This window comes from Cupriavidus sp. KB_39, assembly GCF_052114485.1.
In the GTDB taxonomy this organism is placed as follows: Bacteria; Pseudomonadota; Gammaproteobacteria; order Burkholderiales; family Burkholderiaceae; genus Cupriavidus.
The window spans coordinates 1-455 of the sequence record NZ_JBFREV010000209.1 but is presented as its reverse complement, the minus strand read 5'-3'; the positions used below and the strand labels follow the sequence as shown (position 1 = coordinate 455).

Genomic DNA, 455 nt, shown 5'->3' with positions numbered 1-455 from the left:
GCTGGAACAGGCGCGCGAACGTGCGCGGGCTGCAGTGGAGCTGCCGCGCCCAGTCATCGGCGGATGCGCCGATATCGGGGTGCGCCAGCAGTGCCGCGCAGAGCCTGGCGAGCGCCGGGTCGCGCGGCATCGGCGCAAACAGCGGCAAGGTCGGCGCGCGGTGCAGTTCGAACAGGATGAGCTGCATCAGCGCCCCGTCGCGGCTGTCCGCCGTGTAGTGCGCGGGCACGTCCGCGGAGGCCAGCAGCAAGGCATGCAGCAGCGGACTAACCACCAACACCTCGCAGCCCGCACCACTGCGCGGCGCCGACTCCGGCAGCACGTAGACGCTGCGCGTGCTGACCCCGTTCATGCGCACCCGATGCGGCTTCTGCGCCGGAATCCACACGCCCGTATAGGGCGGCACCACCCACGCGCCTTCCTCGGTGCCCACCTCCATCAATCCCGTATCCCGT

At 70.8% G+C, this 455-nt stretch carries 1 pseudogene; it reads right to left on the bottom strand.

Features of this window, described 5'->3' with window-relative positions:
* Positions 1-439: pseudogene (locus AB4Z27_RS29575) on the bottom strand (AraC family transcriptional regulator); the annotation flags it as partial.
* Positions 440-455: the final 16 nt, after the last annotated feature.